The 23543-nt window shown below is 36.2% G+C and carries 22 protein-coding genes; 19 read left to right on the top strand and 3 right to left on the bottom strand.

Going from position 1 to position 23543, the window contains the following annotated elements; genetic code table 11:
- Positions 1–224: 224 nt before the first annotated feature.
- The 4 genes from E2636_RS16605 (at position 225) to E2636_RS19135 (ending at position 4414) form a co-directional block, all read left to right on the top strand.
- Entirely contained in the window at positions 225–2243 is a 2019-nt protein-coding gene (locus E2636_RS16605) for a PAS domain S-box protein (RefSeq protein ID WP_166669565.1), read from the top strand.
- A gap of 223 nt (positions 2244–2466) precedes the next feature.
- Positions 2467–3285: an alpha/beta fold hydrolase gene (locus E2636_RS16600; RefSeq protein ID WP_134211260.1), complete on the top strand. Its 819-nt coding sequence runs from the start codon at positions 2467–2469 to the stop codon at positions 3283–3285.
- A complete protein-coding gene (locus E2636_RS16595) occupies positions 3278–4213 on the top strand; it encodes a sensor domain-containing diguanylate cyclase (RefSeq protein ID WP_134211258.1) in 936 nt (311 codons plus the stop codon). The genes E2636_RS16600 and E2636_RS16595 overlap by 8 nt, the downstream gene beginning before the upstream one ends.
- Before the next feature lie 51 nt (positions 4214–4264).
- Positions 4265–4414: a hypothetical protein gene (locus tag E2636_RS19135; protein ID WP_166669564.1), complete on the top strand. Its 150-nt coding sequence runs from the start codon at positions 4265–4267 to the stop codon at positions 4412–4414.
- Between the two features lie 239 nt (positions 4415–4653).
- Here the strand turns inward: E2636_RS19135 and E2636_RS16590 are convergent, their stop codons facing one another.
- Positions 4654–5259 carry a recombinase family protein gene (locus tag E2636_RS16590; RefSeq protein ID WP_134211256.1) on the bottom strand — a complete coding sequence of 202 codons (606 nt, stop codon included), beginning with the start codon at positions 5257–5259 and terminating at the stop codon, positions 4654–4656.
- A gap of 457 nt (positions 5260–5716) precedes the next feature.
- Positions 5717–5923 carry a hypothetical protein gene (locus E2636_RS16585; protein ID WP_134211254.1) on the bottom strand — a complete coding sequence of 69 codons (207 nt, stop codon included), beginning with the start codon at positions 5921–5923 and terminating at the stop codon, positions 5717–5719.
- Positions 5924–6507: 584 nt separating this feature from the next.
- On the opposite strand from E2636_RS16585, the gene E2636_RS16580 reads away from it, so the two are divergent.
- From E2636_RS16580 to E2636_RS16565, 4 genes are all read left to right on the top strand, one after another.
- Positions 6508–6969 (top strand): helix-turn-helix transcriptional regulator, encoded by a 462-nt coding sequence (locus tag E2636_RS16580; RefSeq protein WP_134211252.1) that lies wholly within the window; start codon positions 6508–6510, stop codon positions 6967–6969.
- Between the two features lie 98 nt (positions 6970–7067).
- Positions 7068–7373, top strand: coding sequence for a hypothetical protein (locus E2636_RS16575; RefSeq protein WP_134211251.1), 306 nt, complete (start codon positions 7068–7070; stop codon positions 7371–7373).
- Between the two features lie 292 nt (positions 7374–7665).
- Positions 7666–8334 (top strand): DNA alkylation repair protein, encoded by a 669-nt coding sequence (locus E2636_RS16570; protein ID WP_134211249.1) that lies wholly within the window; start codon positions 7666–7668, stop codon positions 8332–8334.
- A 460-nt stretch (positions 8335–8794) separates the two neighbouring features.
- Positions 8795–9118, top strand: a complete 324-nt coding sequence (locus E2636_RS16565; RefSeq protein ID WP_134211247.1) for a hypothetical protein — start codon at positions 8795–8797, stop codon at positions 9116–9118.
- A gap of 488 nt (positions 9119–9606) precedes the next feature.
- Here the strand turns inward: E2636_RS16565 and E2636_RS19130 are convergent, their stop codons facing one another.
- On the bottom strand, positions 9607–9759 hold the full coding sequence (locus E2636_RS19130; protein WP_166669563.1) for a hypothetical protein: 153 nt from the start codon (positions 9757–9759) through the stop codon (positions 9607–9609).
- 874 nt (positions 9760–10633) lie between these two features.
- Between E2636_RS19130 and E2636_RS16560 the strand changes: the two genes are divergently transcribed.
- From E2636_RS16560 to E2636_RS16510, 11 genes are all read left to right on the top strand, one after another.
- Positions 10634–11056, top strand: a complete 423-nt coding sequence (locus E2636_RS16560; protein WP_134211245.1) for a DUF1801 domain-containing protein — start codon at positions 10634–10636, stop codon at positions 11054–11056.
- Positions 11057–11485: 429 nt separating this feature from the next.
- A complete protein-coding gene (locus E2636_RS16555; RefSeq protein ID WP_134211243.1) occupies positions 11486–12523 on the top strand; it encodes a LacI family DNA-binding transcriptional regulator in 1038 nt (345 codons plus the stop codon).
- 318 nt (positions 12524–12841) lie between these two features.
- Positions 12842–13822, top strand: a complete 981-nt coding sequence (locus E2636_RS16550; RefSeq protein ID WP_134211241.1) for a LacI family DNA-binding transcriptional regulator — start codon at positions 12842–12844, stop codon at positions 13820–13822.
- A 40-nt stretch (positions 13823–13862) separates the two neighbouring features.
- Positions 13863–15347, top strand: a complete 1485-nt coding sequence (locus tag E2636_RS16545) for a sugar ABC transporter ATP-binding protein (RefSeq protein ID WP_134211239.1) — start codon at positions 13863–13865, stop codon at positions 15345–15347.
- Entirely contained in the window at positions 15298–16287 is a 990-nt protein-coding gene (locus E2636_RS16540) for an ABC transporter permease (RefSeq protein ID WP_134211237.1), read from the top strand. The genes E2636_RS16545 and E2636_RS16540 overlap by 50 nt, the downstream gene beginning before the upstream one ends.
- Before the next feature lie 27 nt (positions 16288–16314).
- A complete protein-coding gene (locus tag E2636_RS16535) occupies positions 16315–17253 on the top strand; it encodes a sugar ABC transporter substrate-binding protein (protein ID WP_134211235.1) in 939 nt (312 codons plus the stop codon).
- Between the two features lie 179 nt (positions 17254–17432).
- Positions 17433–18311 carry a ribokinase gene (gene rbsK, locus E2636_RS16530; RefSeq protein ID WP_134211233.1) on the top strand — a complete coding sequence of 293 codons (879 nt, stop codon included), beginning with the start codon at positions 17433–17435 and terminating at the stop codon, positions 18309–18311.
- 28 nt (positions 18312–18339) lie between these two features.
- A complete protein-coding gene (gene xylB, locus E2636_RS16525; protein ID WP_134211231.1) occupies positions 18340–19836 on the top strand; it encodes a xylulokinase in 1497 nt (498 codons plus the stop codon).
- A gap of 411 nt (positions 19837–20247) precedes the next feature.
- Complete coding sequence (locus tag E2636_RS16520) at positions 20248–21684, top strand: L-fucose/L-arabinose isomerase family protein (protein WP_134211229.1); 1437 nt, start codon at positions 20248–20250, stop codon at positions 21682–21684.
- A 60-nt stretch (positions 21685–21744) separates the two neighbouring features.
- Complete coding sequence (locus tag E2636_RS16515) at positions 21745–22575, top strand: transketolase (RefSeq protein WP_134211227.1); 831 nt, start codon at positions 21745–21747, stop codon at positions 22573–22575.
- Positions 22572–23537, top strand: a complete 966-nt coding sequence (locus tag E2636_RS16510) for a transketolase family protein (RefSeq protein WP_134211225.1) — start codon at positions 22572–22574, stop codon at positions 23535–23537. The genes E2636_RS16515 and E2636_RS16510 overlap by 4 nt, the downstream gene beginning before the upstream one ends.
- Positions 23538–23543: the final 6 nt, after the last annotated feature.

The raw sequence follows: 23543 nt of genomic DNA, 5'->3' as shown, positions 1-23543 counted from the left end.
TTTCATATCGATATGCATTAAAATGCTGTCTAAATCGTGGTGTTATATATAAAGCTACATGATCAACTGACATCAGTGATTAATCCTTTTGATAAGGTTTTTTCTAAATGAAATTCATTTTCAATCTCTTATCGAAAGGAATATGCGGACAGAATTTCTTTGAATTGGATATCAATCGAATTCCCCCAAAAATCTACTATACATCTAAAAAGGAGATGAAGCGAATGGAGACATTATTCAACAGGTTGTCTCTGGAGGTGTATCATTCTTTGATAAGCAATAATCCAGATTCAATTATATTTTTAGATACACACGGGAATGTCCTGGATTGTAACAAGACATGTACTACTATGTTTGGCTATACATTAAACGAATTAAAAAAATTGAACTTTCAAAACATGTTAATTTCAAATTCAAAAGTGACTGCTAAGCGTTTATTCATCAAAACTTTGCAAGGAGAATCTTTTACTTATCAAGTAAGTGTTACTCACAAAAACGGCCACATTCTTCATTTACAAGTGAAGAATGTTCCAGTGAACGACAATCAGAAACTAGTGGGTGTGATGATTGTGGCAAAAGATGTAACTGACCTGGTTAAGACGAGAATATCATTGTATGAGACTTCCGAAAGACTACGTTCAATTTACGAGTCATCAGTAGATGCCATGGATGTAATCGACTTGAGTGGAAATGTCTTATTGGTTAATTCGGCATTTGAAGATTTGTATGGTTGGAAACTAAAAGAAATTTCAGGTAAACCCATGCCTACGATCCCAAAAGAAAGAATGAATGCAATGCTTAAGATGCGTGAAAAATTAAAAAAAGGAATTCCTATAAAAGAGTTGGAAGTAATTTGCATGAGAAAAGATGGAGAACCTTTTATGGCAAGTATTACCATATCCCCTTTATATGATGAACATGGGAACGTGAATGCATTCTCTGGAATATCCAGAGATATTTCTAGAAGTAAACAGCAAGAAATTGATTTAAGAGAAAGTAAAGATAGGTATAAGTCCTTATTAAACGCATCACCAGAACCCATTTATGTTCAATGCAAAGGTGTAATACGTTATATCAATGAAAGTGGAATTCGGGTATTGGGTTATAGCGAACCAAAGAGCTTACTTGGTCGAAATATTCTGGAATTTGTTCATAGTGATTCAAAGAAAATTGCACGTGACCATATTCAGCACACTATCAATGAAACAATCATTCCTAAAGAAAAAGTAGAAAAAAAAATGATTCGTGCAGACGGTTCTTCGTTCATCATTGAAGGAACAGCAACGGGTATTGAGTACGAAGGTGAAGCCTCTGTCCAAATGATATTTAGGGACATCTCAGAAAGGAAAATGGTAGAGGAAGCTTTAGTTCGAAGTGAAGAAAAGTACCGATTAATTGCTGAGAATATGACAGACTTAGTTGCCATAATTGATGAAAATAGTATCGTTAAATATGCATCACCCTCATTTATTACCGTTTTAGGCTTTCCAGTAGAATCAATTGAAGGAAAATCAGCGGAGGATATTGTCATTTCTGAAGACTTACCAACCGCAATTGAGCAGTTTAACCAAGCGTTACGCTCTACAGAGCCGAGTGAAACAGAATTCAGATTTAAACATAAAACAAAAGGCTGGGTGTGGGTTGAATCAAAAGTTTCCATTTTTATCGATGAAGAAAATGGGAAACCACATTTATTGATTGTCTCTCGTGATATTGAAGAAAGAAAGGCCCTCCAAGAAAAGTTGGAATTTCTTGCCTTCCATGATGAATTGACAGAATTACCAAACCGAAGATTATTTCAAGAAAAAATGCAACAAACATTATCTGAAGCGAAAAGACATAATAGGAAGTTTGCACTCTTATATATGGATATCGATAACTTTAAATGGATAAATGATGAATTTGGACATTCCATTGGAGATGAATTATTAATAATGTTCGCAAGGAAAGTCGGCGCTACACTCCGCGAGAGTGACATTTTAGCACGTCAGGGTGGCGATGAATTTACAATTCTTTTAACCGAAATTAATAAAAGAGAAGATGTATTGAATTGCGTAGAAAGAATAATAACCTGTTTACAGCAAGAGGTGCAGGTGGGAGAATTTATTCATAATATTAACTCAAGTATTGGAATTGCATTTTACCCTGAAGATGGTGTGATAATGGACGATTTAATTAAACATGCAGATCAGGCCTTGTATAAAGCAAAAGAAAGTGGCAGAAATAAATATTGTACTTACTAATGAAAAATCATAGAATCAACTAAGGTACTTTGGTTCTTACTCTGCTTTTTACCGAGCAAAGCGACTACAATAGCACATGCTCATGAAAAAAACTTAAGAGGTATTTGAGAGTATATATATAATAGAACGAATAGTACCTATAGAGAAATTGGGAATTTTGGTATAATGGATATATTAGGAATTTTTCATAAGAAATATAGGAAAAAGGTACGAGGTGGATCAAATGGGTAATGTAATGAAAAGAAATAATGTGCAAATAACAGGGGATGGAGAAAAACAAATCATTTTTGGACATGGGTTTGGCTGTGACCAGCTGGTTTGGAATAAGGTAATAAAAGAGTTTAAACATGGGTACCGGGTAATCACATTTGATTATGTGGGTTCTGGCCAAAGTGATAAGGGAGCATACTCCAAAGATCGGTATAGTACCCTGGATGGTTATAAGCAGGACCTTATCGATGTATGCGATTCTCTCGGGGAGGGGACTTCCGTCTTTGTCGGCCATTCGGTCAGTAGCATGATTGGGATGCTTGCATCGATTGAACGTCCGGAATTATTCGGCAAACTTGTTATGATTGCGCCGTCGCCTTATTACATGAACGAGCCTGGTTATCAAGGCGGCTTCGATAAAACGGATATTGATGAATTACTTGATTTAATGGAAGTGAATTATAAACAATGGGCAAAATACTTGGCTCCAATTATCATGCTAAACGAAGATCAGCCCGAACTGGCAGATAACTTTGAAGAGCTGCTTTGTTCTAATGATCCACAAATCTCACGAGAATTTGCGGAAGTAACTTTTAAAACGGATGTACGAGCAGAACTCAAGGAGCTGTTGGTGCCGACCCTGATCATGCAACCACAATATGATGCCATTGTCCCAAATGAAGTCGGACATTATATCCATACACAAATTCCAGAGAGCCGGCTTGTTGTGATGAAGGCTAAAGGACATAATCCCCATATAAGCCATGCTGAAGAAACCGTCGCTGTCATAAAAGAGTATTTGACCAAGTCAGGTGATTGTGAAAATGGATGAACAACTGGAGTTGGCGCCGGTCGGGTATGTGGTAATAGACCAAGATTTGAGGATTTTGGAAATCAATAAGATGATGATGAAAATAGCAGGTATTGAAAATGCACCCATCTATATGCATGAGTTGCTGACCATTTCCTCCCAAATTTATTTTCAGACATATTTCATTCCGACGATTATCACTCATGGAGCCGTCAGTGAAATGGTTTTAAAGTTGAAGAATCCGTCTGGGGCTGTTCCAGTGTTGATGAACACAAAAAAAAGCAATGGTTTTTTCGAATGTGCATTCATGCAGATGCCAATGCGCAGTGAATACGAAAATGAATTATTAAATGCAAAAAGAGAAGCAGAAAGGATCAGCCAAGCGACAAAAGAAGCGAATCAAAAGCTTATATTATTGCTTAATAAGGTGGAGTTCAAACAAGCTGAATTAAATGTGTTGAACAGCCGTCTGCAGGAGTTGACGGTCACGGATGTTCTCACTAACCTGAAAAATCGCCGATATCTTGAAGAGTTCCTGCCAGGGATGATGGATAAAGGAACACTGACATTATTGTTGATTGATATAGATTTTTTTAAAAAAATCAATGATGCGTTTGGCCATCATGCAGGCGATATCGTTCTGCAGGAATTTGCTCGTTTGCTCGATAGTTTGATTGGTGATGCCGGATTCGTGGCCCGCATTGGCGGCGAAGAGTTTGTTGTTGTGTTGCCTGAGATAAGCCAGTCTGAAACTGAGGAAATTGCTGAGGAAATACGCAAATCTATCGAAGTCAAAGATTGGTCATACGGTCAGATGACGGTCAGTATCGGAATAGCCAAAAGTGCAAAGGGCATGCAGCTTTCCAACTTATTGAAAATTGCAGATGTCGCTCTATATAACTCGAAGAACGAGGGACGAAATCGGGTAACAGTAGGCTCCTCATCATAACTTCCTGCCTGATTGGGGAGAAGTTTATATTAGCCAACCCCTGAAAAATTGATGACCGTTGTTCCAGCCGAAGAGAAGGATGGAGCAAGGAGTGTCTTTTCTTTTCATGAACTAAAAGAAAAAGCGAAACATGAAGAAGTAGAAAACCAAAAAACTGCTGCACCGAAGAGAAAGCAAAGAGATATGGAACATGAAAGGTGAAGAAAAAGTTCTTGAATTGAGGCTTTTATTCGTCTTGGTGTTGAATTTGTATGGAAGTGCTCAAAAAGTACCCTTGTTCCGTCCGAACCGTCCGTGATCTGGGAAGAACTGAAATGGAAATGCTTTAACACAAAGCCATTTTCTCTTCAGAATGAGCAACTCAACGGACGGACCGCTGAAAGGCAGGAATTGAACGTTTCGTGTGAATGAAATGAGTTTCTTCTATTATATAGTCACAACTATAATGATTCTTCATACTCCCTGACTAACTTATAAAAAGTTGTCTTTTTCACACCAATTTCTTGCATTGCTTTCACTGCCGTAATCTCTCCCGATTTCCAGCTAGTATACGCTTCTTTAAACTCCTTAGTGACCGTAACCTTTGGTCGACCAAAAATTGTGCCGTTTTGCAAAGCCACATCAATTCCTTCACGCTGCCGTTTTCGAATTCGATCGCGTTCTTCCTCAGCCATCCATGAAAGAATTTGTAAGACAAGATCCGCAATAAATGTCCCTAAGCTGTCCTTATATTGGGTCGTATCGAGTAATGGCATATCCATCACAACAATATCTGCCTGGATGTTTTTAGTAATATCATTCCATTCGTTCAAAATTTCTTCTTTGTTCCGACCAAACCGATCAAGTGAGTGAATATAAAGTACATCATTTTTTCGGATGATTCGTTTTAGTAATTGGAATTGTGCTCTTTCGAAATCTTTCCCACTTTGTTTATCCATGAAGATGTCTCGTTCACTTAGACCTAATTTTTTCATGGCCTCAAGCTGGCGACCTTCATTTTGATCTTTACTGCTGACTCGTATGTAACCAAACTTTTTATTATCCATTTTTTTACTCCTCATTTGGATTGCTTTCTATTATTCTACCAAAAGAGTTCGTAAAAGTATGCACTTAACCATGGACGTTCATAAAGTAATTTTATAGTTTTACGAACTACAAAAACCATTAAATATGAGTAATTTAAAACAGTTCGTAAAAGTGTGCTTTTACGAACGGTTATAAAAAATTTTAGTTTTATATTTTGGAAATAATGATAAAATTTATAGAAACAGATAGTGTCCTGGGGAATATTCCTACTACCGCAAACTAATAATGATGAAATATCAATTTAATTAATAATAAAACCAGGAACATGAGGCTCCTGGTTTTATTATTTTATAAGATTAATTTAAAAGAGAGAAGTGAAGTAAATGAAAAAATCAACTCCATTACAAGCAGTAACAATTCTGCATTATACTACGGACGGTTTTAAATGATGGGAACAGCAGACGTTTAGTAGTTAGTCTATATCTGATTTTTTTGTGTCCCTGATTTCCTGTTTGTGTAAAAAACATAAACAGCATTTATAATGAACAATACTATTGCGGATGTTAAAAAGCCAAGTATTCCAGGTATATTAGGACCAGTTATTAAGTAGAAAATAGTAGCTAAAACAAATGCAGTAAAGCCGACCATACTAAGTTTCCATCGGGAATTTTCTATTTTCGCCATACTAGTGCTTCTCCTTTCTTCTGCAAATAGTAGTGATCTCAAAAATTACTAGTTCTGAATCCTTAAATTAAACTAGCTTAGGCCAATGAAGATTAAAACTAATCTTAAAATTATTTTGAAAATTCTTTATTTCAATATTAACAAACTAATAATTTTTTTCAAGCTGAAAACGGAATAATTTGTAAAAATATTGCGAAAATAAATATGGTTATAAAGAGTTTTGATCCAATCTTAAAATTAACTTAACGAGAAATAAGTAATGTTCCAACTGAAGTTCCTGCTTAAGTTATAAGTGAAATTTGTAATTAAACAGTTTACATTTCATGGGTTTATCGGAAGCTGCAAAAATAGAAAGGGAGAAAAGAAGCTGATAACAGCATATCTTTTCTCCCTTTTTGACTGTCTTCGTTTTCGAATATTATAAATGGCATACAAGACTCGATAGAATTGCAAAGTTTTAAAAAAAATTACAAAAATCAAAGTATATAACTTAGATCGATATTTATTTCTAAGTTATTTATTTTTGTCTAAATTACATATTTAGTGTAATATTACACTAACGAGAACGGAGCTGAGGTGTTGAAATGGACCAGGAAGAACTGATTGATATCGTGTCGCAAAAAATAAGATTAATCCGTTTAGAGAAAGAGTTTTCACAAGAAGAAATGTCGAAGATTTTGGGAATCTCCAAAAAAACGTTGATACAAATTGAAAAAGGCAGAGTGGCAGCAGGGTGGAACGTCGTGGTCACGTGTGTAGCCTTATTCGAAGAAAGTGAGATCTTACAGAATGGACTGGGAGAAGATAGTTTAGAAATTGTAAGGCTAGTTACGTTTAACCAAATCGAACAGATTGTCATGAAAACAATGGGCGGGAAGATCTGGTGGAAAGAAGTTGAAAAACGTGGAGAGTATAAACTCCAGCAGAATGTTGTCAGTCAACACTTCCGGATCATTGATGATTCAAATTATCGGTGGTTCAGTTCCTTTGAGTTGGAAGAGGCAATGCTGCATCTGAAGTATCTGGAAAAGAAAGTGGAAAAATGACCCGGTTCTGGTATGAATAAAAAATGTGATGCAGCACGTTCAATTAGTTTCGTTCTTATCAAAAAAACATAAACGGATAAATAAAAGAGGTGAGTTGAGTGAAAAAATTTTACGGATTCTTGATCGGCAGCTTTTTGCTGGCAACCATTTTCTGTGTCTTTGGACAAGGAATCGCTTACTTCTTGAGCGAACACTTTGTACCGATTTGGCCGGTTTATTACCTGACTGGATTGACGATTTTGGGATTCCTGCTCTATTTACTGAACGCTTTTTTGATCTTTCGTTCATTCAAGAAACAAGACACGGCTTATAAATATCTGGAACCCATTGGAGCGTTACTGTTCATAACAGCATTCTGTGCCTCTATTTGGTCGCTTTTCGTGACGGCTATGTGGTGGGGATAGCATTTAGAAGAGAAATTGTGAAGAATATACTTAAACTATCGGGGGCGTTTCTTTAAAAAGGAATGCTCTTTTCGTATCCAATAAAAAGGAAGTGAATTTTATTATTTAATTAAAGATGGTTGCTCTTCTATTATAGGTGTAGAGAGCTTTAATACGATATATGCTACAATATTTAATAAGGTAAACTTTGGAGGTACACCACTGCAATAAGAATTATAACGAAATTAAGTTCTTGATATATCCCGTCAAGGACATATTATGAAACAGTGCTTTAATAAAGGAGTTTTATAAAATGAATGAAAATAAAGGTGCAGAAATAAAACACTCTTCAAAAGCAGAAAACATTCTACCTCAGATCAATAGTAAAACTAAGCTAGGCGACTTACGAAAAATTGCGAAGGTCATTATAAAAGATCACGAACTAGCTATGGAACTTTGGTCAACCGAAGAGTTTTTGCCCAGACTATTAGCAATCTTGATTATGGATAAAAAACTTCTTTTACAAGATGTGCTAAATAAGCTTGATGAGGATATGCAGACTCACACTTTTGATGAGCGAAATAACCTAATGGATTGGTTAATGGCTAATCAGTTCACCAAAGACAAGAAGAAAATTGCATTGATGGAGTCATGGGGAAATAGTTCTTCTTCTCTTCAAAGGCGAGCTTTCTGGTATTATCAAGGTCGATTGAGATGGACTGGGCAAACACCGCCTGATAACACCGCCGACTTGCTATCTGCATTAGAAGCTAATATTATGCAGGAAGAACCGGAAGTTCAATGGGCTATGAATTTCACCACAGGCTGGATAGGCGTTTATGATGAAAAGAATCGTGCACGTTGTATTAAACTTGGTGAGAAAACGGGTCTTTACAAAAATGAAATAGTAGCAAGAGGATGTACTCCCAGCTATTTGCCGGAGTTTATTACAATTGAAGTTAGCAAACGACATAAAAATTAGTTACCTCTGAAAAATTCATTAGGGTTTGATGCTAAAAATAAAGGAATTCAAAGCCTCATATGAAAATGGTAATAGGCTTGGACCGGGGGCAATTGAAGAAATACAATAGATGATATCCAACCAGTTAGAGGGATTAGTGTCACCTATTACGGAAATATAGTTGAGATAATTGTCAAGGGTATTATTTTAGCAAACCTCTGCCTTTTGATCAGTGTTTTTAATTTGTTCTTTTCATTTTTAACTTGATTTATTGACTACTTCCCAAACTGATAAAACCAAAGACGCGACAGCGCCAATGGTTTTAAATCAATTTCTTATTCTTTTTACCTCTTATTATGATAACTATTTTAATTTTGTAATTTTTCATAGAATTTTTTGTGTACAAATAAAGGAAAATGATTTTAATTGTAGAATCTAATTATTATGCAAAAAAAAATGAATATAAAGGGGATAGAAAGGTATGAGCATGTTTGATTTCACTAAAAATGACCTAGTTTATTCTGAAAAAAAAGAGCAATTGATTACAGAAACTGGTGAAGTAATTGCAACAAAGTCGCCTGAGGGCACACATTATCTTTTAGAAGCACAAGTTCAGTTACCTGCAGAGGAATTGTTATCTACAGAAGAAGTTGAAAATATTTTGGATGGTGGAGGTACAAAACCAAAACCAACACCAACACCAACACCAACACCTACTCCACCACCACAAAAGAAATGTATAACAGTTAAAGTAAAAACTCCTATTGGTTGGGAATTCGAAGTTGTTTGTGAAATAATAGGATAATTAAAAAGTAAAATCTATAACTAAAGCCCCTCTCAACGAAGAGAAGAACAGGGGGAGAGGGATTTGCAGACTCCGTTATTGAATCTTTAAAAAAGGAATATGTGGGAATTGTTAGTGCAACTTGGATATTAGTACAAAATATCAAAAAAAAGGAGTAGCTTTTGCTACTCCTTTTTTCAAAAGATAAGCGTACAATGTCAAATACTTTTTTTGTGTTTTAAAGCAACTCAAATACACCTACCGTAGTTCCCTTTTTTTACGAGTAGTGAAAATTTTTTTTATGAAACTTAGTGGTGCAACCCACAGTAGTTTAATGGGAATATTTAGTTGGAAAAGTATCGGATTTATCAATTATTTTCTATGTATTCCCTAATTTGATCGCAAAATCGACCATGGGTGGCACTTTATTTACATGATAATAATACTCAAAAAAACAACCTACTAGATTTAGCAGGTTGTTATTTAAAATTAAGAAAGAATGAAATGTATTACTTCCTTTTTTCATTTTCTTTACGAATGGTTCCGATTGTTTTATCGCTACGTGTGTCTCTTCCATCTGGATTTCTGATTGTGCCGGATGGGAGTCCATGCTTTTTCTCGAAAGTTCCGACCTGGCAATCACTTCTAGTTTTTCTTGTCATAGAGAATCTCCTTCCTGAGGTAATATATTTTGGAATTTTCATAACAAAACAAACCAGACTCCGGATTATTTTATGAAAGAATTCCAATAAAATAAATTTAATTAATACTATTATAATGCATTTTTACAAATAATTTTAATAATTCTTTCGACAGGTATCGACAAGAGAAAATAGTTTAGTAGGGTACTTATGTAAAAACTAATCTGTTTATTCAATGCATAATAACTTTACTTGAAGCTGTAAAAAGTGGATTTTATTAAATTAAAAATTCACAAAATATAAATTTTATAAATTTACATATTTTAGTGGTGTCACTGCTCGATCCGCTTATAATAAAAATATCTATTCAAAAAAGTATCAAAAAAGGCTGCCGAAGAAACAATATCGGCAGCCTTTTATATTCTTTTCTTATAAAGTGTTCTAACTTTTGATGAGACTAGATAAAGCAGCATAGAAAGGATTTCACCTCAATGAATTAGTTAGTTGCATCTACGATAACAATATATCTATTTGTTTTCGGGTCTTTATAAAATAAAACTTTTCATTTTCTAAGAGGTTAGTTGAATAGCAGTAGAAATTAAATATATGACTTATTTGTCAAAATTGATTATGAATACAAGTGGCATGTATTTTCAATAACAAAGACTTTTAGATTCCTACAACATTAAAAGATAGTAAAATATCAAAAAAACTGAAATTTTGCATAAAATGTTTTATATAAGGGGGAAGTTTATGAACTTCTCAAAAGTATTTGTAGGGTAATTGGTTATTTAAAGATTATTCTTTTTTGTAGGAAATTGGACTTGTATTCAAGAATGTAATAATTATGACAATAATGTAAAGAAGTATTTACTCAGAGAATAGGAGAGCGCATATGTATGAACCGAAGATGAAAGAAACCGACAATAGTGTAATTGAATTTATTGAAAATGTGGAAAATGAGAAGAAGAAAGCAGATGCATATCAGTTATTAGAAATTTTTGAAGAGATAACTGGTTATGACGCAAAAATGTGGGGTCCTAGTATTATAGGCTTTGGTAGCTATCACTATAAGTATGTATCAGGACATAAAGGGGATGCACCTTTAGTGGGGTTTTCACCAAGAAAGGCGAAAATTAGTCTTTATTTGGCCTATGAAAGTGAGGAAAGAGAAAAATTATTAGAAAACTTTGGTAAACACACGAAGAGTAAGGCTTGTATTTATGTTAATAAATTAGCTGATATCGATACCAATGTTTTAAAGTATTTAATTAAACATACAGTAGAAACTTATCAAAATCTTTATCCTAACGAATAAAGCTATTGCCATTGTTCTAAATCCAATTCAATCTGGCGAAAATTGTTGATTTTAGTTTATCAGTTACAAGATCATCAAACGATGGTCTTTTTGTTTTATTAATAAAGTCAGAAATTCACAATTACAGGATTAAACAGTATGTTATTATTTTATAGATGGATACTGAACTAACTGGTGCTTCGTCTTTTGACTAGAAACTGATTCGGTCCACGATGCTTTGTGATGATCGCTACTATATGGTGGCGATTTAACTTTGTGTTTAGAGTAGAAATAAGGTTGATTCATAAACAAATTTAGTTTAGTAAAAAGCCGCCATCGTTAAGAAATTCCTGTAAATAAGGATACTTGCCCATTTAAATAAATAATAGTAAACTAAATTTATTTAGTAATAATAGTTTGCTAAGAAATAATGAAAGGTGACATAATTACATGAAAATGGATGATATTGCTAAACTTGCTAGTGTATCCAAATCTGCCGTCTCGCTTGCACTAAGTGGGAAAGCTGGTATAAGCAAGGAAACAAGAGAAAAAATATTAAAAATCGTAAAAGAGACAGGATATATTCCCCGCTCCATGGTAAAGGCTGAACAGGTTTATCGCATGAATAATTCCCTGCGGTTTTTAGCTATCATTGATTCAACATTTGTGTTAGAGCAATATAATAAACAGCCATTTTTTATGGAGCTCATTCACTATATTGAAGAACAAAGTCGCTTGAGGGGCTACTCCTTATTATTTTCAACGATTGATATTTCACAATTTGAACGAGATATACGAGTGCTTCAAAAGGAATCCGAACATAATGGGATTATTTTATTGGGTACGAACCTAAATAAAAAACAAATTGAAGCCGTTTTGGCAATCCAGAAAAACTTGGTGGTACTCGATAATCTTGTAGATGAACTAGAGGTTGATTTTGTTGTGATGAATAATATTATGGGCGCTTACCAAGCGTGTTCTTATATGGTAAAGCAAGGTCATAAGCATATTGGTTATGTTCAGTCAGACTTTAGGATGCACAACTTCGAGAGTAGGAAAAAAGGGTTTGAGAAAGCTCAGAATGATCTAGGTTTTCAACTAGCTGAGGAAGACATATTTGTATTGTCCCCATCCATTTTGTCTGCACAGGAACAATTTCAGAAGCAGATAAAGGAGAGAATCAAAAATAACAAAGCATTACCAACTGCTTTATTCTGTGAAAATGATTATTTAGCCATTAGTGTTATCAAATCACTAAATGAATTAGGCTTACGGGTGCCGGAAGATATTTCCGTTGTGGGTTTTGATAATATTTCAGAATCTGTCATTATTAGTCCAGAATTAACAACGGTCCACGTTGAAAAGGAAATGATGGCTACAAAGGCAGTTGAACAGGTCATTCGCTTAATAAATAATACAGGTAACGTAAGATTAAAAACAATTGTTGATACAAGACTTACGATACGGAAATCATGTAAAAAAGTGTAGGTGATCTAACTAGGGGATTATTTTCATTCTCCTAGTATCACTAAATAGTAGTTAATCAAATAATTAGTTTGTTTATTAAAAACTAGTATATTTAGTCTTGACATTTTCTTGTCAATCTCTTAAAATCAGTTTTATGGAACATGTTTCATAAAACTGAAAGTTTCGGCAATTACATTATTCAATAGCAAATTTCAGCGGTATATTATGCAAAAGGCTAGTGAAATACATAAAGTAAATCTAGCACTTATTTTATAAATCATGTAAGCGCTTACTGATTGTTAGGCTTCTTGAAGCAGTGAAAAAAGGATGTGAAGCGATATGGCAAATATGAGGGAAATTGCCAAAGAGGCTGGTGTTGGAATTTCGACTGTATCACGTTACATAAACAATACAGGTTATGTAAGTGAGCGATCTAGGGCTAAGATTGAACGGGTTATTGAGAAATCACACTATAAACCGAACGAGTTAGCTAGAGCTATTTTTACTAGAAATTCGAAAATTATTGGACTATTAGTTCCTAATATCTCGAACCCATACTTTAATGAGTTGGCACTAATCATTGAAGAATATGCAAGTGAACAAGGGTTTTCAATTTTTCTATGTAATACAAACGATGATTTTGAGAAAGAAAGCAACTATATCAATGTTTTACAAGGTCATCGTGTTGCGGGAATTATCACAGTAAGAAGTCAGTGTAAAAATGAGTATGCAGCCTATGATATTCCAGTTGTTTCTTTTGAAAGTTATATTTCTGAAAAGATCATAACTGTAGCAACAGATAACTTTACCGGAGGAAGTCTAGCTTTCAATCACTTATATGAATGCGGATGCAGAAATTTGGTGCATGTAGCCGGTCCGCTTTTTGCGGATGCGATATCCGAGCGGACTAGAGGTTTTATTGAAAGTGCAAGGGAGAAAAACATCACAGTTGATTTAATTCAATTTGAAACTGACTTTCAAAGGAAGATGCTGGAGGCAAATATAAAAACGTTAGAAGATATTGAAAAATATGATGGGATTTTCGTTTTTAACGATATCGCGGCAGCCACTGTTATCCGCTATTTCCAACAAAAAAATGTTCGAATACCAGAAGAAGTACAAGTGATTGGGTTTGATAATAGTTATATTGGAGAATTTCTCTTTCCATCCTTAACAACGATTGAACAATCTGTCCAAGAGGTTGGTAGAACTTTGGTAGAGGCTCTTTTGAAATTAATTAAAGGTGAAGCCGTGGATCAAAAAAAAATCATAATAAAACCAAATCTTGTTAAAAGAGATAGCACTAGAGTATCAAAATGATGAAATTTAATTTCAATTCCTAAAACGGGAGGTGTAATCGGTGGAGTTAAAAATGACTGAAATTAGTAAGAGTTTTGGCGAAGTTAAAGTTTTGAAAAATGCCAAGATTCACGTGAAGGAAAAGGAAATACACGCACTTATGGGTGAAAATGGTGCTGGTAAATCAACATTAATGAAAATTCTAACAGGGGTTTATACAAAGGATACTGGAAACATCGAAATTAACGGTACTGTTCAAGATTTTCATACGATTAAAGATAGTGAGAATAAGAGGATGGCTTTTATTCATCAAGAATTAAACGTATTAAACGAAATGAGCATTGTAGATAACATGTTTTTAGGTAAAGAAAAAAGGAATAAATTTGGTCTAATCGATAAAAAGTCGATGGTAAAGCAAGCAAGAGAAAAGCTGAATTTACTTGGACTGGATGTAGATCCAAATGCACTCATTAAAGAAATTTCCGTTGGTAAAAGGCAACTAGTTGAAATCGCCAAAGCGTTATTAATGGATGCGGAGCTTATTATTATGGATGAGCCTACTGCGGCGTTAACAGATAAAGAAATTGATTTACTCTTTAACATCATCCGAGGGTTAAAAGAGAAAGGCGTTTCCTTTGTTTATATTTCTCACCGTATGGAAGAAATCTTTGAATTATGTGATCAAATTACCGTGATGCGTGATGGTTCGTTTATTGGGCAAAAGGCAACGGAGGATACTTCCTTCAATGAGATTGTCAGTATGATGGTTGGATATGATTTGGAAGATCGATTTCCAAGAATAGAAATGGAACCTGGAGAAGTAGTTCTATCTGTGAAAGGGTTGACGAAAAAAGGGAAATTTGAGGATATAAATTTCGAATTGAGAAAAGGAGAGATTCTTGGATTCTCTGGATTAATGGGTTCAGGCCGCACCGATGTCATGCATGCCATCTTTGGTAGTGTGCCCTTTGAATCAGGTTCGATTTTGATTAATCAAAAGGAAGTTAAAATTAATTCCCCGATTGTGGCGAAGAAAATGGGAATCGGCTTTATCACCGAGGACAGGAAAAATGAAGGATTAATCTTAAGCTTTTCTGTTGCGGAAAATACAGTGCTCCCCTCTTTAAAAACATTTACTGAAAATAAGTTTGTTAACAAGGGGAAAATTTCGGAGGTTGTCTCCGAATATATCAAAAAATTAAATGTCCGAACTCCAAATCAAACAATTGAAGTTGGCAAATTGAGTGGTGGGAATCAACAGAAAATTGTTATCGCCAAATGGTTGATTACCCAACCCAAAATTCTCATTCTTGACGAACCGACAAGGGGTGTAGATATAGGGGCGAAGAAGGAAATCTATGAAATTATCAACCTATTGAAAAAAGATGGAGTTGCCATCATCGTTGTTTCAAGTGAGCTCCCCGAGGTACTAGGTATTTGTGATCGTGTTGCCGTTATGCATGAGAAAAAGATTAAAAAGATTTTTGATATTAAAGATGCAACACAAGAAAAAATCATGGAATTTGCAACAGGCGGAGGGATATAAAGTGGATAAAATCGGCAATATTTATAAAAAGTACGGAACATTTATTGTTTTACTTGTTTTAGTTTTGATCATATCCTTTATGAACCCAAAATTTTTATCGATGTACAATATTCTAAATATTTTTCGCCAGGTTTCCATTAATGGTTTGATTGCTTTTGGGATGACCTTTGTTATTTTAACGGGCGGAATTGATTTATCGGTAGGGGCTATTTTAGGGTTATCCGGCATGATATTAGGATTGCTCATTGCAAGTGGAACGCCTGATATCATTGCCATCCCAGCCGTTCTAATTATTGGTGCATTACTTGGTCTATTTAACGGATTCTTTATTTCGAAAGTTAAATTACAAGCCTTCATTGTTACTTTAGCTACAATGACTATGTTTAGAGGAGTAACGATGATCATGTCTGATGGTATTCCTGCGATGGGGATTACCGCAAACTCTCCAATACTAGATTTCTTTAGCCAAGGCAGTGTGATGGGAATTCCATTTCCGATGATTATTTTCATTGTTGTCTTAATCATTCTATTAATTGTTTTGCAAAATACAGTTTTTGGGCGTGGTGTTTATGCGATAGGTGGAAACGAAGAAGTGGCAAGACTTTCCTCGATGCCGACTAACCGAATTAAAACAATGGTTTATGTCATTAGTGGTGCGATGTCGGCGCTTGCAGGTGTTATCTTAACGTCACGTCTTAGTTCATCACAGCCTACTGCAGGAATGGGTTTCGAATTAGATGCCATTGCAGCGGTTGTTATTGGTGGTACAAGTTTAGCTGGCGGAAAAGGTAGGTTGTTTGGAACCTTTATTGGTGTCCTGATTATAGGTGTACTTAATAATGGTCTAAATATTATCGGAGTGTCTGCTTTCTTTCAGCAATTCATTAAAGGGCTAGTTATTTTACTTGCGGTTCTTTTAGACCGTAAGAGTGCTAGATAAATAGTAAAAAAAATAGGGGGTAAAGAAATGAAAAAGTTATCGTTAGTATTTTTAGCATTAGCAGCATTCTTACTGGTTTTAGGAGGATGTAGTAACAACGAAACAGGTGGAGAAGAAGAGGCAGGCAAAAAGAAGATTGCTTTATTGATGGCCGACTTGGGGAATCCTTTCTTCCATGTCCTTCGTGATTCAGTAGTTAAACAAGGGGAAGAGTTAGGCTATGAAGTATTAGTTTATGATGGACAAAATGATGCATCCATGCAACCTTCACAAATTGAGGATGCTCTTCAAAAAGGGATAGAAGCTATTATTATTAACCCTGCTGATGAGTCATCAACAGCAAATGCGATTAAGGATGCGATTGCACAAGATATTCCGGTTGTTACAGTGGACCGAGCAGTAGAAGTAGATGGAGTTCTTTCATACTTAGTAACTGATAACCTAAAAGGTGGAAAACTTGTTGGTGAATGGCTCCAAGAAAAATTACCTGAAGGTGGTAATGTAATTCATATGGAAGGTGTTATCGGTACTGCTCCACAACGTGAACGTGGGGGCGGCTTCTTAAGTATTATTGATCCTGCTGAAAACGCAAGCAGTAAATTTGAAATTATTGATACAGCTGTAGGTGACTTCTCGATGGCTCCTGCAGAAGCGGCAATGTCTGATTTGCTTGCCAAGCATGATGATATTGATGTTGTATTTGCGCAAAATGATACAATGGCTGTTGGTATTGCACGTGCTATTGAAACAGCTGGTAGAAGTGATGATGGAATTATTGTTATTGGTTTCGACGGAGCAAATGAAGCGTACGATCTCATTGATCAAGGTCAAATGTCTGTAACAGCTGTTCAAGATTTTGATTTTATCGGGTCTGAGGCAGTTAATTATGTACACGATTTCTTAGAAGATGATAAAAAACCAGAAGCAGAAGTTTTAGTTGATGTTTTTATGTCTGATAAAAAGTAAAAAAACTATCCAGATTAAAAGATTTCCCCCCTTTAGCTTTTAAATTAAAGGGGGTTTTTAATTCCCTTGTAGCAGGCAGTAAGACCAAATACTGCTGAGAATTTCACTTTAATGATAGGAAAGCGAAGTTTGCTACAAATACTTATCGTTTACGTACAATCAATTAGGAGGAGCAAACGATGGCGAAAATTGCTGTGATCGGTAGTATAAATATGGATTTAGTAGTAGAGACGGATATAAGCCCCAAAAAAGGGGAAACCGTTCTTGGAAGTAACTTCTTTGCATCTCCAGGTGGTAAGGGAGCCAATCAAGCGGTTGCTGCAGCAAGGCTTGGTGGGGAGGTTACGATGTTTGGTTCGATTGGTAAGGATCAAAATGGAGAAATTTTATTGGCTAATTTATTAGAAGAAAACATTGATACAACCTACATAAACATTTTGGACAATATCCCTACAGGAGTAGCAGTGATTGAAATCTGTGAAAAAGACAATCGTATTGTCGTCGTTCCAGGCGCAAATAAATATACCAATGAAGAGTATTTAACAAAAGTTGCGGAATCCTTGGTGTCATTTGACGTTATTCTTATGCAATTAGAGGTCCCACTAGAAAGCATTGTGTTTATGACGAAATATCTTTCTCCGTATGATAAGATCATCATCCTTAATCCGGCACCGGCTATCGCAATACCGGAAGAAGTTTTAACCCGGATTACCTATATTACTCCGAATGAACATGAATATCTCACCGTTTTGAACACCTCAAGCAGTATCGAAGAAACATTGAGAAAATTTCCTACTAAACTTTTGATTACCTGTGGGGAAAAAGGTGTTGTATACTGCGACGGAAATAGCGTGATAACTGTACCTTCTATTAAAGTGGATGTAGTTGATACGACTGGAGCAGGTGATACGTTTACTGGAGCCTTTGGTGTCGCAATTTCTGAAGGCCGCCCACTCCGCGAAGCAATTCTATTTGCGAATACAGCAGCAGGTCTTTCGACAACTAAGATGGGTGCGCAAAAAGGAATGCCAACGCGTGAGGATGTAGAAAATAATTAGCTTTTGCAAGCTTTTAGGAGTGAAATGGATGAAGTATGTTATCGGAATTGATTTAGGAACGAGTGCAGTAAAAGCAATTTTAGTGGATCAGTCTGGCGAAGTTGTAGCAGAAGTTTCTCACCCGTACCCGCTTATTCAAAAAAGTGCTGGATATAGTGAACAGAATCCAGAGGAATGGGTTAAACAAACGGCAAAGGCGCTAGCTGAGTTAGTGTCAATTTTTACAGGTGATAGTAGTGATATCGAAGGAATCAGTTACTCCGGTCAGATGCATGGATTAGTTTTATTAAATGAAAATTTTCAGGTATTGCGTCCTGCAATTCTTTGGAATGACACAAGGACGAGCCAACAATGTGAAAGGATTACGGAAGAATTTGGAGAGGAAATTCTAGCTATCTCTAAGAATCTAGTATTAGAAGGCTTCACCCTCCCGAAAATCTTATGGGTGCAAGAACATGAACCGGATCTCTTTAAACAAGCGGCTGTATTCTTGCTACCTAAGGATTATGTCCGGTATTGGATGACCGGGATGATCCACAGCGAATATTCTGATGCGGCAGGAACGCTCCTTTTAGATGTGGTGAACAAAGAGTGGAATTCTGAGATTCTTCGTAAATTTTCTATCCCCGAAACTATTTGTCCTCCGCTTGTGGAATCACATGCACTAGTTGGAACAGTGCGGCCAGAAGTGGCAAGTGAATTAGGACTCAGTGTGCAGACAAAGGTATTTGCCGGAGGAGCCGATAATGCTTGCGGTGCAATAGGGGCTGGAATTCTATCATCAAAGGATACGTTGTGCAGTATCGGGACATCCGGTGTCATTCTTTCCTATGAAAGTGATAAAGAAACAGATTACCAAGGGAATGTTCACTTTTTTAATCATGGAAAAGTGAATTCCTTTTATTCCATGGGGGTTACCTTGTCTGCGGGTCAAAGTTTAACCTGGTTCAAGAATACTTTTGCACAGAACGAGACGTTTGAACAAATGATTGACGCGATTTATGACGTTCCTGTAGGTTCAGAGGGACTGCTGTTTACACCCTATTTGTTTGGAGAAAGAACCCCTCATCCAGATTCATTGATACGTGGGAGTTTCATTGGAATCAGTGGGTCCCATCGGCAAGAGCACTTTGTTAGAGCAGTGCTTGAAGGGATTACTTTTTCACTAAATGAAACGATTCAACTATTCCGGCAAGCAGGAAAAAATGTTGATACCATCATCTCCATCGGTGGTGGAGCGAAAAGCGATAGTTGGTTACAGATCCAGGCCGATATTTTTAATGCAAAGGTAATAAAATTGAAAAGTGAACAAGGACCTGGTTTGGGTGCAGCCATGTTAGCAGCCTATGGTGTGGGTTGGTTTTCATCGTTGGAAGAATGTGCAAAGAAATTTATTCAGTACTCATCTGAATTTCACCCACACAAAGATCGTGTTGAGAAGTACCAACAATTATTTGAAATCTATCAAATGGTTTATTCGAAAACAAAAGAAATTAATCATAAACTAGCCCAGTTTCGATCTTGATCAGGTTTTCGGACCAGTAATCTAAAAGATGAAAAATATGTTTAGTTATATTTTAGTTTAAGTTTAGTGGTATTTTCATAGATTAGTAGTAATTAGAATCTTGTTGTACCAATGGTTATCGTTGTCTTGTCTAAAAAAAGGAGAATTCTATCACAAATAAATACCGAAATTCAACTAAATTAGTTTATGTAACTCGTTGACTGATATGATTTAAGTTGTTATTATTAAAAGAAATAAGTAAACACGACTAAATTAGTTTAGTAATAAGCGTGCCCTTTCACTAAGCTGGTGCATCCAACTAACTAGTGCAAGTATATGCACTTTATTTACGAGTCTAACGCCCGAATTTAGTACTTATAGTTGTTTTTGATATAAAAAATTCATTGAGACTGTAACAGGAGGTTTTTAGGGATGGAAAAGTTAAAACTGGGTTTTGCGCCAACACGAAGGTTCACATTTAGTAAAGAAGATGCACTAAAATATAAAAATCTAATTAGAGAAAAAATAGAAATTTTTGGAATGGATATTGAAATCGTCGATTTGGAAGGTATAAACGATGAGGGTTTGTTGTTTGAGCGTCATGAAGAAGCGGCAATTATTAAACATTTTAGAGATGCTGAAGTGGATGCGTTGTTTTTCCCTCATTGTAATTTTGGAACCGAAGATGTTGTTGCACGGATCGCAAAAGCAATTGGAAAGCCAGTATTGCTTTGGGGACCAAGAGATGAAGCGCCACTAGCAGATGGAATGCGGCTTCGAGATACACAATGTGGAATTATTGCAACCGGTAAAGTTTTAAGAAGATTTAATGTGAAATTTACTTATATTACAAATTGTGCAATAGATGCTCCGATTTTTGAAAGGGGATTTAAAAACTTCATAGGAGCGGCAAATGTTGTTAAACAATTTTCGAATCTACGAATCTTACAAATCTCAACGAGACCCTCGGATTTTTGGTCTGTAATTTGTAATGAGGGTGAATTATTGGAGACCTTTGGTATACAGATTCATCCGATTACCCTTGATGAATTGACAAAAGCAACGCTAAAAGTTGAAAAAAAGGATAGCCCAGAATTAGCTAAAGCAATTAGCTATATTAAAAAAGAGCTTGACTGGAGTGCCGTCACAGAAAAGGATATTCTCCGAATTGCTTCATTAAAAGTAGCGATGAAACAAATAGCCACAGAGACAGGAAGTTCAGCGATTGCGATTCAATGCTGGTCAACTTTACAAGACCTTATCGGTATTATGCCATGTTTAGCCAATGCGATTCTAACGGATGAGCAAATTCCTGTAGTTTGTGAAACAGATATTCATGGTGCGATTACATCTATCATGGTTCAGGCAGCTACATTAAATACCGCTCCTACGTTCTTTGCAGATATTACAATTCGACACCCTGAAAATCCAAATGGTGAGTTATTATTCCATTGTGGTAACTTCCCGGTATCGTTAAGTGTTGAAGACAAGCCGCAACTAAAAAAACATTTCTTATTTGACGATCATGCTCCTGGTACACATGAAGGGGAAATCAAGGGTGGAGAGATGACGCTCGCACGCTTTGATGGTGATCATGGTGAATATTCCATTTTTCTTGGAAAAGCAAAAGGTATTGATGGGCCATTCACGAGAGGTTCCTATGTATGGGTAGAAGTAAATGATTGGCCGTTATGGGAAGAAAAGCTTGTTAAAGGTCCATATATTCACCATTCAGTTGGAATTCATGCGAACGTTATTCCTGTGCTTTTTGAAGCGTGTGAATACATTCCAGGTTTAACTCCAGATCCAGTAGATCCAACTGTGGAAGAAATTAAGGCTTGGCTGCGTGGAAGTGATCTGAATAAGTAATCAAATCATTTAGGGGAGCACAAGCCTAAATAAAAATCAAGAATTGGGAGGGCTACATTCATGGAAGAAATTACTTTTCTAAAAAGAAAAGCCGTCGAAATCCGGATGGACCTATTAACGATGATTTATGAAGCACGTACAGGACATACTGGTGGCTCATTATCGAGTACTGATATCTTAACTGTTTTGTACTATAAAGTGATGAATATTGATCCAAGTAAGCCAAAATGGGCCGATCGTGATCGCTATGTTCAAAGTAAAGGACATTCAGTTGAAGCCTTGTGGTCAATTTTAGCTGATAAGGGCTTTTTCCCAAAGGAAGAATTAAAAACTTTTTCGCAATTTGGATCAAGACTCATCGGACATCCTAATAATAAGGTGCCTGGTATTGAAATGAATACGGGTGCGTTAGGACATGGACTGCCGATTTCTGTTGGTATGGCTTTAGCAGCTAAATTGGACGGGAAGTCATATAAAGTTTACACATTAATGGGAGATGGAGAGCAAGCAGAAGGCTCTATATGGGAAGGTGCCATGGCTGCCGCTCAGTATAAGCTTGATAATCTTATTGCAATTATCGACCGTAATCGATTGCAAATTACTGGAAGCACCGAAGACGTTATGGGATTGGAACCATTAGGAGACAAGTGGAGAAGCTTTGGCTGGGAAGTTGTCGAAGTAGATGGAAATGATATTGAGCAGTTGGTGGAAGTATTCTCAACTACGCCAAGAGTTGCAGGTAAGCCGACGATGATTGTTGCCAACACAGTTAAGGGCAAAGGCATTTCTTTTTCTGAAAATCAAGTGGCTTGGCATCATAAGGTACCTACGGAAGAACAGTTTAATTTGGCAATAGATGAACTTTCAAAACAACTGGAGGTTTTAGTATGAAGAATGTCGCTTTAAAACCTACACGTAGTAATAAGATTGCTAACCGTCAAGTCATCAGTGATACATTGTTAGAATTAGGAAAGAAAAATAGAGATATTTTAGTTCTCACTAGTGATTCAAGAGGATCCGCTTCTATGGTGCAATTTGGAAATGAACTACCTGAACAAATCGTTGAAGTGGGAATTGCTGAACAAAATATCGTTGGTATGGCTTCAGGTTTAGCTCACTCAGGGAAAAAGCCATTCATTGCATCACCTGCCTGTTTTTTAAGTATGAGAAGTATCGAACAAATTAAGGTGGATGTTGCTTATTCACAGACAAATGTGAAATTAATTGGTATCAGTGGTGGTGTCAGTTATGGCGCGCTTGGAATGTCACATCACTCACTCCAAGATTTAGCGGTGACGCGCGCGATTCCAGGTCTGCATGTCATGATGCCAGCAGATCGCCATGAAGCGAAAAAGATGATTGAGGCGTTAGTGGAATTTGATCAACCTGTATATGTTCGAATTGGACGTAATCCAGTAGAGGATTCGTATCTTTCGGAAGACTATGAATTTGAAATTGGGAAGGCCGTTACGATGAAGACTGGGAATGACCTTACCATTATTGCAAGCGGAGAAACCGTTCGTGTCGCATTAGACTCTGCTGAAGCATTAGAACAAGTTGGAATCCACTGTCGTGTTATTAATATTCATACGATCAAACCTTTGGATGAAGAGGCGATTATTAAAGCAGCAAAGGAAACTGGTAGAATTATTACGATTGAAGAACATAGCATCCATGGTGGATTAGGTGCTGCTGTAGCAGAGGTTGTCGTTCAAAATCATCCCGTACCGATGAAGATTTTGGGAATTCCAGATGAACCAGCTATTACAGGAACTTCAGCTCAAGTATTTAAACATTACGGACTATGTGTAGAGAATGTGAAAAAGCTAGCAGAACAACTGTTAACTAACTAGTAGAGG

It is taken from the genome of Paenisporosarcina antarctica, from assembly GCF_004367585.1.
GTDB lineage: Bacteria > Bacillota > Bacilli > Bacillales_A > Planococcaceae > Paenisporosarcina > Paenisporosarcina antarctica.
This window is presented reverse-complemented; position numbering and strand designations above follow the sequence as displayed.

Coding starts and splice junctions, on each gene's coding strand:
- E2636_RS16605 (WP_166669565.1), top strand. CDS start 225: ATGGAGACATTATTCAACAGGTTGTCTCTGGAGGTGTATCATTCTTTG.
- E2636_RS16600 (WP_134211260.1), top strand. CDS start 2,467: ATGGGTAATGTAATGAAAAGAAATAATGTGCAAATAACAGGGGATGGA.
- E2636_RS16595 (WP_134211258.1), top strand. CDS start 3,278: ATGGATGAACAACTGGAGTTGGCGCCGGTCGGGTATGTGGTAATAGAC.
- E2636_RS19135 (WP_166669564.1), top strand. CDS start 4,265: ATGACCGTTGTTCCAGCCGAAGAGAAGGATGGAGCAAGGAGTGTCTTT.
- E2636_RS16590 (WP_134211256.1), bottom strand. CDS start 5,259: ATGGATAATAAAAAGTTTGGTTACATACGAGTCAGCAGTAAAGATCAA.
- E2636_RS16585 (WP_134211254.1), bottom strand. CDS start 5,923: ATGGCGAAAATAGAAAATTCCCGATGGAAACTTAGTATGGTCGGCTTT.
- E2636_RS16580 (WP_134211252.1), top strand. CDS start 6,508: ATGGACCAGGAAGAACTGATTGATATCGTGTCGCAAAAAATAAGATTA.
- E2636_RS16570 (WP_134211249.1), top strand. CDS start 7,666: ATGAATGAAAATAAAGGTGCAGAAATAAAACACTCTTCAAAAGCAGAA.
- E2636_RS16565 (WP_134211247.1), top strand. CDS start 8,795: ATGAGCATGTTTGATTTCACTAAAAATGACCTAGTTTATTCTGAAAAA.
- E2636_RS19130 (WP_166669563.1), bottom strand. CDS start 9,759: ATGACAAGAAAAACTAGAAGTGATTGCCAGGTCGGAACTTTCGAGAAA.
- E2636_RS16560 (WP_134211245.1), top strand. CDS start 10,634: ATGTATGAACCGAAGATGAAAGAAACCGACAATAGTGTAATTGAATTT.
- E2636_RS16555 (WP_134211243.1), top strand. CDS start 11,486: ATGAAAATGGATGATATTGCTAAACTTGCTAGTGTATCCAAATCTGCC.
- E2636_RS16550 (WP_134211241.1), top strand. CDS start 12,842: ATGGCAAATATGAGGGAAATTGCCAAAGAGGCTGGTGTTGGAATTTCG.
- E2636_RS16540 (WP_134211237.1), top strand. CDS start 15,298: ATGCAACACAAGAAAAAATCATGGAATTTGCAACAGGCGGAGGGATAT.
- E2636_RS16535 (WP_134211235.1), top strand. CDS start 16,315: ATGAAAAAGTTATCGTTAGTATTTTTAGCATTAGCAGCATTCTTACTG.
- rbsK (WP_134211233.1), top strand. CDS start 17,433: ATGGCGAAAATTGCTGTGATCGGTAGTATAAATATGGATTTAGTAGTA.
- xylB (WP_134211231.1), top strand. CDS start 18,340: ATGAAGTATGTTATCGGAATTGATTTAGGAACGAGTGCAGTAAAAGCA.
- E2636_RS16520 (WP_134211229.1), top strand. CDS start 20,248: ATGGAAAAGTTAAAACTGGGTTTTGCGCCAACACGAAGGTTCACATTT.
- E2636_RS16515 (WP_134211227.1), top strand. CDS start 21,745: ATGGAAGAAATTACTTTTCTAAAAAGAAAAGCCGTCGAAATCCGGATG.
- E2636_RS16510 (WP_134211225.1), top strand. CDS start 22,572: ATGAAGAATGTCGCTTTAAAACCTACACGTAGTAATAAGATTGCTAAC.